The sequence below is a fragment of the Bradyrhizobium algeriense genome, assembly GCF_003062295.1.
GTDB classification, from domain to species: domain Bacteria; phylum Pseudomonadota; class Alphaproteobacteria; order Rhizobiales; family Xanthobacteraceae; genus Bradyrhizobium; species Bradyrhizobium algeriense.
In genome coordinates, this window is the sequence record NZ_PYCN01000001.1 from 532,948 (window position 1) to 546,230 (window position 13,283).

At 64.1% G+C, this 13,283-nt stretch carries 15 protein-coding genes; 8 read left to right on the top strand and 7 right to left on the bottom strand.

Annotation, left to right across the window (positions count from 1 at the left end; all coding sequences use genetic code 11):
* Nucleotides 1–51: 51 nt before the first annotated feature.
* Nucleotides 52–1,050 (bottom strand): cobaltochelatase subunit CobS, encoded by a 999-nt coding sequence (gene cobS / locus C7G61_RS02545; RefSeq protein WP_420836726.1) that lies wholly within the window; start codon nucleotides 1,048–1,050, stop codon nucleotides 52–54.
* Between the two features lie 302 nt (nucleotides 1,051–1,352).
* Here cobS and C7G61_RS02550 point away from each other — a divergent pair, with 302 nt between their 5' ends.
* Complete coding sequence (locus tag C7G61_RS02550) at nucleotides 1,353–2,081, top strand: DedA family protein (protein ID WP_108512823.1); 729 nt, start codon at nucleotides 1,353–1,355, stop codon at nucleotides 2,079–2,081.
* On the opposite strand, the gene C7G61_RS02555 is transcribed toward C7G61_RS02550, so the two are convergent.
* A complete protein-coding gene (locus C7G61_RS02555) occupies nucleotides 2,039–3,256 on the bottom strand; it encodes a citrate synthase family protein (protein ID WP_108512464.1) in 1,218 nt (405 codons plus the stop codon). The genes C7G61_RS02550 and C7G61_RS02555 overlap by 43 nt on opposite strands.
* A gap of 74 nt (nucleotides 3,257–3,330) precedes the next feature.
* Here C7G61_RS02555 and C7G61_RS02560 point away from each other — a divergent pair, with 74 nt between their 5' ends.
* Nucleotides 3,331–4,422: a citrate synthase/methylcitrate synthase gene (locus C7G61_RS02560; RefSeq protein ID WP_108512465.1), complete on the top strand. Its 1,092-nt coding sequence runs from the start codon at nucleotides 3,331–3,333 to the stop codon at nucleotides 4,420–4,422.
* Nucleotides 4,423–4,435: 13 nt separating this feature from the next.
* Here C7G61_RS02560 and C7G61_RS02565 read toward each other — a convergent pair whose 3' ends face one another.
* A complete protein-coding gene (locus C7G61_RS02565; protein ID WP_108512466.1) occupies nucleotides 4,436–5,083 on the bottom strand; it encodes a J domain-containing protein in 648 nt (215 codons plus the stop codon).
* A gap of 109 nt (nucleotides 5,084–5,192) precedes the next feature.
* Here C7G61_RS02565 and C7G61_RS02570 point away from each other — a divergent pair, with 109 nt between their 5' ends.
* Together C7G61_RS02570 and C7G61_RS02575 are read left to right on the top strand one after the other, a co-directional pair.
* Nucleotides 5,193–5,471 carry a BolA family protein gene (locus C7G61_RS02570; RefSeq protein ID WP_108512467.1) on the top strand — a complete coding sequence of 93 codons (279 nt, stop codon included), beginning with the start codon at nucleotides 5,193–5,195 and terminating at the stop codon, nucleotides 5,469–5,471.
* A gap of 240 nt (nucleotides 5,472–5,711) precedes the next feature.
* Nucleotides 5,712–6,155: a hypothetical protein gene (locus tag C7G61_RS02575; RefSeq protein ID WP_244608105.1), complete on the top strand. Its 444-nt coding sequence runs from the start codon at nucleotides 5,712–5,714 to the stop codon at nucleotides 6,153–6,155.
* 111 nt (nucleotides 6,156–6,266) lie between these two features.
* On the opposite strand, the gene C7G61_RS02580 is transcribed toward C7G61_RS02575, so the two are convergent.
* From C7G61_RS02580 to C7G61_RS02590, 3 genes are all read right to left on the bottom strand, one after another.
* Nucleotides 6,267–7,619, bottom strand: a complete 1,353-nt coding sequence (locus tag C7G61_RS02580; RefSeq protein ID WP_108512468.1) for a hemolysin family protein — start codon at nucleotides 7,617–7,619, stop codon at nucleotides 6,267–6,269.
* A 67-nt stretch (nucleotides 7,620–7,686) separates the two neighbouring features.
* Nucleotides 7,687–8,829, bottom strand: coding sequence for a 3-dehydroquinate synthase (aroB, locus tag C7G61_RS02585; protein WP_108512469.1), 1,143 nt, complete (start codon nucleotides 8,827–8,829; stop codon nucleotides 7,687–7,689).
* A complete protein-coding gene (locus tag C7G61_RS02590; protein ID WP_108512470.1) occupies nucleotides 8,826–9,458 on the bottom strand; it encodes a shikimate kinase in 633 nt (210 codons plus the stop codon). The genes aroB and C7G61_RS02590 overlap by 4 nt, the downstream gene beginning before the upstream one ends.
* Before the next feature lie 144 nt (nucleotides 9,459–9,602).
* On the opposite strand from C7G61_RS02590, the gene C7G61_RS02595 reads away from it, so the two are divergent.
* Nucleotides 9,603–9,749 carry a histidine kinase gene (locus C7G61_RS02595; RefSeq protein ID WP_108512471.1) on the top strand — a complete coding sequence of 49 codons (147 nt, stop codon included), beginning with the start codon at nucleotides 9,603–9,605 and terminating at the stop codon, nucleotides 9,747–9,749.
* Nucleotides 9,750–9,771: 22 nt separating this feature from the next.
* Here the strand turns inward: C7G61_RS02595 and C7G61_RS02600 are convergent, their stop codons facing one another.
* Nucleotides 9,772–10,368 (bottom strand): TetR/AcrR family transcriptional regulator, encoded by a 597-nt coding sequence (locus tag C7G61_RS02600; RefSeq protein ID WP_108512472.1) that lies wholly within the window; start codon nucleotides 10,366–10,368, stop codon nucleotides 9,772–9,774.
* Between the two features lie 111 nt (nucleotides 10,369–10,479).
* Between C7G61_RS02600 and C7G61_RS02605 the strand changes: the two genes are divergently transcribed.
* The 3 genes from C7G61_RS02605 (at nucleotide 10,480) to xerD (ending at nucleotide 13,008) form a co-directional block, all read left to right on the top strand.
* Nucleotides 10,480–11,517, top strand: a complete 1,038-nt coding sequence (locus C7G61_RS02605; protein WP_108512473.1) for an SDR family oxidoreductase — start codon at nucleotides 10,480–10,482, stop codon at nucleotides 11,515–11,517.
* Nucleotides 11,518–11,568: 51 nt separating this feature from the next.
* Entirely contained in the window at nucleotides 11,569–11,979 is a 411-nt protein-coding gene (locus C7G61_RS02610) for a nuclear transport factor 2 family protein (RefSeq protein WP_108512474.1), read from the top strand.
* Nucleotides 11,980–12,048: 69 nt separating this feature from the next.
* On the top strand, nucleotides 12,049–13,008 hold the full coding sequence (gene xerD, locus C7G61_RS02615) for a site-specific tyrosine recombinase XerD (protein ID WP_108512475.1): 960 nt from the start codon (nucleotides 12,049–12,051) through the stop codon (nucleotides 13,006–13,008).
* Nucleotides 13,009–13,283: the final 275 nt, after the last annotated feature.

Below are 13,283 nucleotides of genomic sequence, written 5' to 3' on the forward strand. Positions count from 1 at the left end.
GTATGGGTCCCCGCGCCCCGTGCGCGATTGCGCACTAGGCGGGGACGACGACTACGAGAGCGCCACGTTCACCGAACTCTCGGGCAACTCCGCATTGAAGCAGCGCTGATAGAATTCGGCCACCAGCGGCCGCTCCAGTTCGTCGCACTTGTTGAGGAAGGTGACGCGGAACGCAAAGCCGATGTCGCCGAAGATGTCCGCGTTCTCGGCCCAGGTGATCACCGTGCGCGGGCTCATCACCGTCGACAGGTCGCCATTGGCGAACGCGTTGCGGGTCAGGTCGGCAAGCCGCACCATCTTGTTGACGATGTCGCGGCCTTCCGTCGTGCGGTAGTGATGCGCCTTCGAAAGCACGATCTCGACTTCCTCGTCATGGGCGAGGTAGTTCAGCGTCGTGACGATCGACCAGCGGTCCATCTGGCCCTGGTTGATCTGCTGGGTGCCGTGATAGAGGCCCGACGTATCGCCGAGACCGACCGTGTTGGCGGTCGAGAACAGCCGGAACGCCGGGTGCGGCTTGATCACCTTGTTCTGGTCCAAGAGCGTCAGGCGGCCGGAAACTTCCAGCACGCGCTGGATCACGAACATCACGTCCGGGCGGCCGGCGTCGTATTCGTCGAACACCAGCGCGATATTGTGCTGCAGCGCCCAAGGCAGGATGCCGTCGCGGAATTCGGTGACCTGCTTGCCTTCCCTGACGACGATCGAGTCCTTGCCGACCAGGTCGATACGGCTGATGTGGCTGTCGAGGTTGACGCGCACGCAGGGCCAGTTCAGCCGCGCCGCAACCTGCTCGATGTGGGTCGATTTGCCTGTGCCGTGATAGCCGGTGACCATGACGCGGCGGTTCTTGGCAAAACCGGCGAGGATCGCGAGCGTGGTGGCGCGGTCGAAGCGGTAGTCCGAATCGACTTCCGGCACATGCGGGTCGACCTCGGCATAGGCCGGCACTTCGAGATCGCTGTCGATACCGAAAACCTGCCGGACCGACACCTTCATGTCGGGCATACCGGCGGGCTCCGAAACTTTGCTCATGGCGGCGGTCGTCATCAATCCTCCGAGGTCCCGGGCGGTCCCGAAACCAGATCTGTTGAATGGCTGCGGATGGGGGCTAATACAAACCTAGCAGAGAGCAGGGGCCGGCAGAAGCCCGCGGCGCAATCAAAGTTCCGTTGCTTTATCATTGAGATAGGTCGTGTATCAGGTTTTTGGAGGGCTGCCCTGCGAATCACGCCGCACTTTTGCCGGCTTGACCGCCCCGCCAGGCTCAAAACCGGAGGTCGCGGCACTTCCGGCCCCTGTGCGGGCTTGGTAGCTGAGTTCAGGCGACCCACCTATCGGACGGCATGATTGTGACTTCATTCCTCGATCCCGTGATCGCTTTCGTTTCGGCTCATCCGTGGCTGGCCTATTTGACGCTATTTCTCGCGGCCTTGCTGGAGGCGATCCCGGTGGTGGGGGCGCTGGTGCCGGGCTCGACCATCATCCTTGCCCTGAGCGCGCTGGTGCCGGGCGGCGAACTGAAGCTGTGGGGTGTGCTGGCGGCAGCGATCGCCGGCGCCCTGCTCGGCGACGGCTCGGCGTTCTGGGCCGGCCATCGCTCGCAACGCGAAATTCTGGGCGCCTGGCCGATGTCGAGATATCCGGGCGTCATGGCGCAGAGCGAGGCGTTCTTCCATCGCTGGGGAACGCTGGCCGTATTTTTCGCGCGCTTTGTGCCGCCGATCCGCGCCTTCGTGCCGGTGACGGCGGGCGCACTCGGAATGCCGCCGGTCGTTTTCTTCGGCGTCAATATTCCCGCGGTGCTTGCCTGGGCGTTGGCCCATGTGCTGCCCGGCGTGCTCGCAGTCTCGGCCTTGCATGAATATGCCGGCCTGCCGCATCATCAGGGCATTGGCAAGCATCTGTGGATGCTGGCGGTGTTCGCATCGGCGATCATCGCGCTCGGCGTCTGGACGCTGCGCCGCCGCCGGATCGGCAAGGCCTCTTCAGACAAGGCCGCTTTAGATCAGGCCTCTTCAGATCAGGCCTCTTCAGATCAGGCCTTGCCGGGACCGCGCCCTGGCGCCGGACCGACGTAGCGGGCGCGCGGCCGGATCAACCGGCCATGCTGCAATTGCTCGCAGGCATGCGCGATCCACCCCACCGTGCGCGCCATCGAGAACAGCACCAGCTCATGGCCGGGCGGCAGGCCGAGCGTGTGCACCAGCACCGCAAGGGCATAGTCGATATTGACGAATTCGCCGGTCGCCTCCGCGATACGGTCAGGGATTTCATGGGTGAGCTTGCGGTCAGCCCCGGAGCGCGCCAGCGCTTCCAGTAGCGCCCATGCGCGGGGATCGCCGTGCTTGTAGACCCCATGGCCAAAGCCCGCGAAGCGTTCGCCGAGCGCGACGCGCTCGCGGATGACGGGCGCGACCTCGCCATTGGCGAGCGTCTTCAGGAGCTGCGCTGCCAGCACGCCGGCGCCGCCGTGCTTCGGGCCCTTCAACGCGACGAGGCCAGCGATAATAGCGTCATAGAGGTTCAAGCCGGTCGAGGCCGCGCAGCGCACGGTGAAGGTCGAGGCATTCAGCTCATGATCGGCCAGCAGCACCAGCGCGCGGCGGATCAGATCGGCAGCATGCTTGTGCTCCGGCGCCCAGACGCGCGCGATCTGCAAATGAAGCGGCTTTGCCGAGGATTTGGCGTTCAGCATGGTCGCGACCACGAGCCGCATGATGCGGCCGCCGAGCATCGCGCGGCCTTCGGGCGCACGGGTAAACGCGCGCGGATCGGCGCTGGCCGCCAGCGCCAGCACGGCGATGGCGCGATCGATCGCATTGGCCCCGCGCGCAGCCTCCGCCACGGCGCGCATTTCGTCCGACACGACGGGGCAATTGTCCTGTTCGAACGGATCGGCGCCGGTGACATCCCACAGCAAGGTCGCGGCATGTTCGAGCGTGTCGCGTTCGGCGAGGTCGACGCAATTGACGCCGCGATAGATCGGCCCGTCCTCGGTGATGGTCGCGACCGCCGAATCCATGACCGGCAGATCGGCGTCGAAGCTGCGCATGCCGCGTGGCTCGGGTGCCGGCGTGCGTCGCTCCTTCAGCGTGCGGACGTCCTCGGCCCGGTAGCGGTGGCTGCGGGAATCCTGCGACGGCTCCGAGCGGATCAGTCCGCGGCTGACATAGGCGTAGAGCGTCGCCTGCGAGATCGCGAGTTCGGCAGAGGCCTCGCGGGCCGAGAGGTAAAGGCCAGCGGATTTTTTCATATTGATTTACATAATCAAGCTTGATCAATCTGTCGAGGGACCCGACCTTTGAAAGCGACAAAAGGAGAACTTCCATGAACATGCAGCTTTCAAAGACTCCGATCGGCCTGGACGGCATTCCCGCCGCCGAAACCGTGCTCAGCCATGTCGATGGCGAGCGCGGCGAACTGATCATCGCCGGCGAGCGGGTCGGCAACCTCGCCCGCAAGACCGGTTTTGAGGGCGTGACAGCCCGGCTGTGGAGCGGCGGAACCGGCCAGCCGGTCGGCGAAGCCGCGGTGCGCGCCGCCCTCGGTGCAGGCCGCGAACGTGCCTTTGCCCGGCTGCCGGATCTGCTCGGCATCACACGCGGCCTATCGATCGTCGACGGATTTCGCGCGGCGATCGCAGGGTTGCGCGCGGAAGCAGGGTTGGCGCACGAGGCCACCATCGTCGGCGCGTTTCCGGTCATCGCTGGCGCGCTGGTGCAGCGGACCAAGGGCAACGATCCGATCGCACCCGATGCAACCCTAAGCCATGCCGCCGACACGCTGTCGATGATGCTCGGCCGCAAGCCCAACGCGCGCGAGGTGGCGGCGCTGGACGCCTATTTCGTCACGGTGTGCGACCACGGCATGAATGCGTCAACCTTCACCACGCGGGTGGTAGCCTCGACGCAGGCGGATTTGTTCGCAGCCGTCACTGCCGGCTATTGCGCGCTGACCGGCCCGCTGCACGGCGGCGCCCCGGAGCCGGTGCTGGAAATGCTCGATGCGATCGGCTCCCGCGAGCGCATCAAGCCATGGGTCGACAGCGCGCTGGCCCGCGGCGAGCGGCTGATGGGATTCGGCCACCGCATCTATCGCGTCCGCGATCCGCGCGCCGATGTGCTGAAGGACGCGATCGAGCGGCTCGCCGGTGACGGCGCCGACTTACCCTTTGCCGGCGAGGTCGAGGCCTACATCCGCGACGCGCTGCGGCGGAAAAATCCGGAGCGCCCGCTCGACACCAATGTCGAGTTCTTCACCGCCATCCTGCTCGACGCCCTGAAAATCCCGCGGCAGGCGTTTACGCCGATCTTTGCCGTGGCTCGCGCCGCCGGATGGACCGCGCATGCCCGCGAGCAGCAGCGCGGCGGCAGGCTGATACGGCCGAGTTCGGCTTATATCGGGGCAATGCCGGGGTGATTGGAAACCGTAGCTACGCGCCGCGCACCACGGTCTTCAGATAATTATACGCCTTGATGATCTCGATCAGGCGATCCTCGGTGGAGCGGTCGCCGCCATTGGCGTCGGGATGGTGCTGCTTGACCAGCGCCTTGTACTTCGCCTTGACCTCCTCGAGGGTGGCTTCGGCGGTGAGCCCCATCACCTGCAGCGCCTTGCGCTCGGCGTTCATCACCTTGCGGGTTTCCGCCTTGGCCTCGGCGCCCGGTCCGGGCCGCCAGCGGCCGCGGCCGTTGAGCTCGGAGAACATGCTGAAGGGATCTGAGGCGCCGTCAAAATCCTCGGCGGCCTGCTTGCCCTTCTTGCCGGCCGTGTTGGCGCCCATCTTCCAGGTCGGGCGATGGCCGGTCAGCGCATCCTTCTGGTAGCGCGCGACGGCGTCGGCATTCATGCCCTGGAAGAAATTGTAGTTCTGGTTGTATTCGCGGACGTGATTGAGGCAGAAGTGAAAGTACTCCCGCGAATTCTCCCGGCCCTTGGGCGCGCGGTGCGGGCCCTTGTTCTGGCAGCCCGCCCACTCGCACATGGCGGCTTCCTCGCGCGCCTGCGCCTGCTGCTTCGCGCTCAGCTTGTTGGGCTTGATGCGAATGGAATCGAAGAATTTTGATGAATCAATTGCCATGGGTGACTTTGACTACGCAATGCCCGCGGCTTCAAGTCTTGACATTGCGAATCCCTCTCTTCGATGGCGCCATTGACGGAAAGCTGATGCAGAATTATCTGCCGTTATCATGAGCACCAAAGACGCTATCATAAACAAGTTGCGTGAAGCTTTCTTGCCGGAAAGCCTCGACGTTGCGGACGAATCTCATCTGCATGAGGGCCATGCGGGCCACCGGCCGGGCGGCGAGACGCATTTCAGGGTGTATATCGTATCTCCGGCCTTCGAAGGGAAGAGCCGGATCGAGCGCCATCGTATGGTAAATGCGACGCTTGCAGCGGAACTCAAGGGCTCCGTCCACGCGCTCGCCATCAAGGCGCAGGCGCCGGGAGAAACCGCCGGCCGGTAATTTGGCAAACCTGCCGCAAGAATATGGCCGCAAGAATATGAGCGTCCGCTGACGATGGATATTTCGGCACACCCAGCCGAACGGTCGGTCGCGGACGCCGCCAGCTTCCTGTGAAGATCGGCCGGGACGGTAGAACCGATTTCGCAACTGTGAGACAATCACCGAAGCGGTGGATCAGGTTCCGTTCGGACGCGGGGTCGGGCTGACCCCGATGCCGTCTCAGGTCGATGGGGTCGTCCGATGCGATATTGGGCACGCTTCAGATGGGCCGCCGCCGTGGCGCTGCTGGTTGCGGCCTCTCCAACCAGGGCACACGCGCTTGATATGCCGAGCCCCTTTGTCCAGGAAGTGCTGATCAAGAGCATTCTGGTGACGCTCAACGACGCGGTGGCATCGGATAATTTCACGGTGCTCCACGCCAAGATTTCAAAGCCGTTCCGCGATCAGTTTCCGCCCGAGAAGCTGCGGGCCGTCTTCAAGGACCTGGTCGAGAAGCACGCCGTGTTCGACGCGATCGTCGCCAACCCGGTCATTCCGGATGAAGATGCCAAGATCGACGACAAAGGCGTGCTGCGCCTTAAAGGTCATTTCGACACGACGCCCAAAAAGGTGAAGTACCAGCTCGGCTTCATCCCCTCCGACGGTCAGTGGAAGCTCAGCGGCATCACCATCGATATCGAATAGCGGGCGTCTTATAGCGTTTTCGAGCGAAGTGGATACCGGTTCGCGTCAAGAAAACGCGTCAAAACAAGAAGCTAGAGCATCGGTTCTGATTTCATCAGAACCGATAACGCTCTAAAACGCCGTCCCCGCCCGCTTCGGCTTCGGATCCTCGCCCTCGGCCTCGCGCGGCACCGGCGCGATCTTGAGCGCCGTGATGCGGTTGCGCTCACGCCGCAGCACGCGGAAGCGAAAACCGTGGAAAGTGAAACTCTGGCCGCGCTCGGGGATCGAGCGCGCTTCGTGAATCACGAGGCCGGCGACGGTCGTTGCCTCCTCGTCCGGCAGATGCCAGTTCATGGCGCGGTTGAGATCGCGGATCGGCACCGAGCCGTCGACCACCACGGAGCCGTCAGCCTGGATGCGGACGCCGGCCACCACCACGTCATGCTCGTCGGAAATATCGCCGACGATCTCTTCCAGCACGTCTTCCAGCGTCACCATGCCTTCGACCTCGCCATATTCGTCGACGACAAGGGCGAAGTGGGTCTTGCGGCGGCGAAACGCCTTCAATTGTTCGGACAGAGGCCGCATCTCCGGCACGAACCAGGGCGGCAGCATGATCGCCGAAACATTGATGTGCGAGGTGTCGCCTTCGGACGCACGGATCGCGCGCAGCAAATCCTTGGCGTGCAGCACGCCGATGATGTTCTCCGGCTTGTCGCGCCATAACGGGATGCGGGTGTATTCGGTGGCCAGCACCTCGCCCACCAGTTCGTCCGGCGGCAGATCGGCATTGATCATCACCATCGCGGTGCGATGAACCATGACGTCGGACACCGCCAGGTCGCCAAAGCGGAAGACATTTTGAATGTATTCGGCTTCACCGCTTTCGATCCCACCGTGCTCGGCCGATTCCTCCACCAGCCCCTCGATCTCGGAATCGGTGAGGATTTCATGCTGGGAGGATTCCTTGACGCCAAGCAGGCGCAAGATCCCGCGCGAGGCGGCGTTGAGCAGCCAGTTCAGCGGCCAGAACACCAGATAGGACAGATGCAGCGGATACGCGATCCATTGCGAGACCGGCATCGGCTGCCTGATCGCCAGCGTCTTCGGCACCTGCTCGCCGATCACGATATGGAGCGAGGAGAACACCAGGAAGCCGGTCAGGAACGACACGAAATGCAACGTGGCCTGCGACATTCCAAGTGGAATCAGCAACGGCTCGAGCAGCGCCGAAACGGTGGGTTCGCCGACCCAGCCGAGGCCAAGCGAGGCCATGGTGATGCCGAGCTGGCAGCAGGCGAGATAGGCCTCGATATTGCCCATCATGCTGTGCAGCAGGCGCGCGCCGAAGCGGTCCTGCTCAACCATCGCCCTGATACGAAACCCGCGGCTCTTCACCAGCGCGAACTCGGCGGCCACGTAGAACGCGTTCGCCGCGAGCAGCAGGATCGCGAGCAGCAGATTGAACGCGGTCGAACTCATATATGCCTCGTGGCGGCCCCGGCCCCGCGCGACGCTTGCGCCAAGCTGCGTCCCGGCAATCCCGTTCTCATCCCGACAACTTCTGTTGCAGGAAATCGCGCACCAGCGCCGGCTCGACGTCGTTTGCGATCACCGCGCGGCCAATCGCGTGCAGCAGAATGAACGTGAGCTTGCCGCGCTTGACCTTCTTATCCTGCGCCATCAGCGCCATCAGGGCGTCGGCACCCACCAGCCCTTCCTGGGCGAAGCCCGCGATATCCTGCAAATGGGTCGGCAGGCCGACGGAAGCAAGATGGCGTTCGACGCGGGCGGCATCGGCCTCGGAGATCATGCCGAGCTTGGCGGAAAATTCCGCCGCCAGCACCATGCCGACGGAGACGCCTTCGCCGTGGAACAGGCGATCGGAAAAGCCGGTCGCGGCCTCCAGCGCATGGCCGAACGTGTGGCCGAGATTGAGCAGCGCACGCTCGCCGTTCTCGCGCTCGTCGCGGGAGACGATCGCAGCCTTGGCGCGGCAGGAGGTCGCAATCGCGTGCTCGCGCGCCGCGCCGCCGGAGAAGATGTCGGTATGGTTGGCTTCGAGCCAGCTGAAAAAGGCTTCATCGCCGAGCACGCCGTACTTGGCCACCTCGGCGTAGCCGGCGCGGAACTGGCGCGGCGACAGCGTGTCCAATACCGACGTATCGGCGATGACAAGCACCGGCTGATGAAACGCGCCGAGCAGGTTCTTGCCCTGCGGCGAGTTGATGCCGGTCTTGCCGCCGACCGAGGAATCGACCTGGGCCAGAAGCGAGGTCGGCACCTGCACGAAATCGACGCCACGGCGCAGGATCGCCGCCGCGAAGCCGGCGAGATCGCCGACCACGCCGCCGCCGAGCGCGATCACCAGATCGTTGCGCTCGATTCTGGCCTCAATCAGCGCCTCAGAGACGTTTTCGAGACCGGCATAGGTCTTCGACACTTCGCCTTCGTCGACAATGACGCGTGACGTCTGGATGCCGGCTTCGGTAAGCGAATGCTCGGTCTGCTCCAGCCAGTGCTTGGCCACGGTGCGGTCAGTGACGATGGCGGTCCGCACACCGGGGCGCAACGCCGCGACGCGCGCGCCGAGCGAGGCCAGCACGCCACGGCCGATGACGATGTCATAGGTGCGATCGCCGAGGACGACGTCGACCGTGATATCGGCGGAATGTTTCAGTGGCGCAGTCATGGCGTAACGCTAATCCCGTCGGTTGTCGGCTGGGCAGAAGGGCTGCCTGCGCACAGCCAGGCGCGCAGGGCATCGATACATTCGTCGACGATACGGTCGTGCGGCACATCGCGCGACAGGATGATCAGGTCGGCGGTTCGATAGACCGGCTCGCGCGCTTCGAGCAGACGGCTGACGGTCGCAACCGGATCCTCGGTCTGCAGCAACGGCCGGTCGGCGCGGCGCTTGACGCGCTTCATGATGATTTCGACATCCGCCTGGAGCCAGATCGAGATAGCTTTGTCGCGGATGCGGTTGCGGGTTTCCTCGCGCATGAAGGCGCCGCCGCCGGTGGCGATCACGGCCGGGCCGCTGTCGAGCAGCCGCGCGATTACCCGCGCCTCGCCGTCGCGGAAATGCGGCTCGCCATGGGTTTCGAAAATGTCCGGGATCGACATCCCGGCCGCAGCCTCGATCTCGATATCGGCGTCGAGAAACGGCAGCCGCAGCCGGGCCGCCAGCCGCCGGCCGATCGTCGACTTGCCGGCGCCCATCATGCCGACCAGCACGACCGAACGCCCTCCCAGCGCCGACGTGATGTCGGCCTCCTGGGGGGTGGTCGCTGGTGCCGGTGCGGCGGTCTCGGACATCAAAAACTCGGTCGTTTTGCGGGATTTGCCCGCGGCTGCGACACCTATACTACCCCCATTGACGCCCCCGCCAGAGACTCTTGCCATGGGGATGGGAACATGATGGATGATTTCATTGGTTAATTCGCCGCCCTGAGCCCCCCTATGCCCAGTTTGTTCCGCTTTCTGACGGTCGTCGGCATCATCGCCGGGGTGATCTATGGCGTGATTTTTTCGCTGGCGAACTTCGTCACGCCAAAGCCACGGGAAATGACGGTCACCATCCCCGCAGACAAGTTCCTCAAGAGGTAAGCTTGAAGCGACCCCTCGCGGGTCAGCTTCTCGGCACATCCCGACTTAGCGCGGCACGTAGCAGGCGCATGAAAAGTCGCGTGCCGTCATCAAGGCTCTGGCCAGCGTCTTTCGCATCTTTAATGCCCTCAATTGCCGCGACGATCATGCCGGCCACATCGGCAGGCTTAGCCTTGAGGACCTGCAAGGATAGGGCGCCGCTTGCTTCTGCGTCGGATAGAGTTTGCGCGAGGAGAGCCACCAGCCTGGCTCGCGCCCCAAGGGTAATGTCCCTCGCCAGCGTCATGTTGACGTCGAATAGCTCGGCCGCGTCTGCGCTGCCTGCGAATGGAGCAACCAGTTCTCGTTGGAAAACCGCAACCGCCGACTCCACCCGGCTGAACACATCGCCGTCGGCCGCGAGCGCAGCCTCGACATTCCGCATGGTACGGGCATGCGCGCGCGCGGACCCCGCCCGGAACAGCTCCTCCTTGCTGCTGAAGCTTAGATAAAGCGCCGCGCGCGACATGCGTGCTGCACGCGCGATGTCGGCCATGGACGCCTTGCGAAAACCGTGACGCACGAAAACCGGCAGCGCCGCATCAAGAATCGCCTCGGATTTCTGGTCGCTGTGATCCATTTAGGCAACCTGACGGTTTTCGTCCAATCTGTCAAAAACAGCTAGACAATAATTGCCTAACTGTCTAATGAGGCCGTGGCCCGGCACTTCCGCAGGCCGAGGAGTTGATAAATGCCTTCCAGATTGAACGACCCCGCGCCCGCCCTTGTTCTCGTCACGGGCATCAGCGGATTCCTCGGCGGACACATCGCCAGGCAATTGCTGGCAGCCGGCTATCGCGTTCGAGGCAGTGTGCGCAGCGTTGCCGTTTGCGACAGGATCAGGCGGCAGCTTTGTCCGGATACGGCGACCGAACGGATTAGCTTTGTCGAGGCGGATCTATGCTCCGATGCCGGATGGGATGTCGCGCTGCGGGGATGCCGCTACGTCATTCACACGGCCTCGCCTTTTCCGGCGACCCTTCCAAGGGACGCTAACGTAATGATCCGAACCGCGTGGGACGGCACGCTACGTGTGCTGCGCGCGGCCCAAGAAGCCGGCGTTGAGCGCGCGGTGCTGACGTCGTCGATCGCGGCCACCAATCATGGCAACGGGCAGGCGCCCTTCACCGAGAACGATTGGACCGATCCGGCCAGCGCCCGGGCGACGCCCTATTACCGGTCGAAAACGCTGGCCGAGCAGGCCGCCTGGACCTTTGCGAGGGAAACCGGACTCGATCTGGCTGTCATCAATCCCGCCACCATCTTTGGGCCGCTGCTTCGCCCGGAACACGGCACGTCGGTTGGGCTGATCAGGCAAATGATGAGCGGCAAGCTCAAGCGTGTCCCGCGCTTCGGCTTTTCGGTTGTCGATGTGCGAGACGCGGCCGATGCGCATGTCCGGGCAATGACCCATCCTGACGCGTCCGGCCAGCGTTTCATCGTCGGCGGGCGGTTTTTCTGGTTGTGGGAATTGGCCGAGGTGCTCGCAAAGTCGTTTCCGGCGCACGCCGCGCATTTGCCGTCAGGCGAAGTGCCCGACTGGATGGTGAGAATGATGGCTCCCTTCAGCGCGCGTTCGCGCATGATCGTTCACGAGCTCAATCGCGACCTGAGCGTAAGCGCAGCCAAGGCGCGCCGGGTGCTGAACTGGAAAGCGCGGCCTGACGAGGATTGCATCCGCGCCACTGCGCAGAGCCTGATCGACCACGGCCTGATCGCAACAGCATAGATCGGCGGCTGCCGCCGTGCCCCACCACCACACGACCATGGAGAACAACCAATGTCTACGCACGCGACCGAGCTGGATTCGTCGCCCGAAGCGGAATTCATCCGCGACACCGAGCGTGCCCGACTTCGCGCGCTGGTCGGCGGCGACGTCGAGACGGCCGGGAGACTTCATGCGACCGAGTTCCAGTTGATCACGCCGATCGGAATGGCCTTGTCCAAGAACGATTATCTGGGAGCGATTGCGAGCGGGCAGATCAAATATCTCGCTTGGGAGCCTGGACCCATCGCCGTGCGGCATCACCAGAGCCACGCGGTGATCCGGTATCGCGCCAGGCTCGAAGTGGTCTTCGGCGGCCACCGAGTCGCGCCGAGCGATTACTGGCACACCGACACCTACGAATATCGCGACGGGCAATGGGTGGTCGTCTGGTCGCAGGCCACTTCAATCAGTCAGATGCCCTAGCTCCCGGATAACGTTGGAGCGTGTCTGAAAGCTCCTCCATCCTGCCCAGATCATGCGCTATCATACCGAATGCGCATGACACCCTCCGACGGCAAACTGATCAACCTGTTCCTCGACATGCTCGCGGCGGAACAGGGGGCGGGCGACAACACGCTCGACGCCTATCGCCGCGACCTCACGGATTTCTCCGAGTTTCTCGGCCGCAAGGGACAAAACTTTGCCGGCGCGGAGACCGACGTGCTGCGCGACTACCTCGCCGACCTCGATACCCGCGGCTTCAAATCCTCCAGCGTGGCGCGCCGGCTATCGGCGATGCGGCATCTGTTCCGCTTCCTCCTGAACGAGCGCATCCGCAGCGACGATCCGGCGGCGATCCTGTCCGGCCCGAAACGCGGCCGGGGCTTGCCGAAGGTGCTGTCGATCGCGGACGTCGACCGCATGCTGACGCGGGCCAAGGAGTTGACGCTAGGCCATAACGCTTCGCCGCAGGCGCGGCTGCGCGCGATGCGGCTGTATTGCCTGCTGGAGGTGCTGTACGCCACCGGCTTGCGCGTCTCGGAACTGGTGGCGCTGCCGCTGTCGGCCTCGCGGCGCGACGCCCGCATGATCGTGGTGCGCGGCAAGGGCAACAAGGAACGGCTGGTGCCGCTCAACGAAGCGTCGCGGCAGGCGATGGCCGACTATCTCGCCGCGATGGAAGCGCTCAAGCCCGAGAACAAGAAAAACGCGCCCGGCTCGAAATGGCTGTTTCCCTCCTTCGGCGAGAGCGGCCATCTGACGCGGCAGCATTTTGCGCGCGACCTGAAGGAACTGGCGGCGGCCTCGGGCCTCGCGCCGCGGCTGGTCTCGCCGCACGTGCTGCGCCATGCCTTTGCCAGCCATCTGCTGCATAACGGCGCGGACCTGCGCATCGTGCAGACGCTGCTCGGCCACACCGACATCTCGACCACGCAGATCTACACCCACGTGGTCGAGGAGCGGCTGAAAAGCCTGGTGCGCGACCTGCATCCGCTGGCGGAGAAGTCGTAGCAAGCCGTAGCCCGGATGGAGCCAAGCGAAATCCGGGGGTCCCTCCCGCAAGCAGCCCGAGTCCCAGATTGCGCGGAGCCTGTCATCGGGCGCGCATTCGCGCGACCCGTTGGCTCCATCCGGGCTACGAGAATGGATTTGTTCGCGGAGAGCTGTGCCTCCCGCCTTGACTTCCGAGCGATCTCCCCCGAAACAGCCGTCCCGCCCGCGGCCTTGTTTGGCGCGCTTTCGGCAACCCGGGGTCACCTGGATCGAATGCACGCTAAATCATTGAA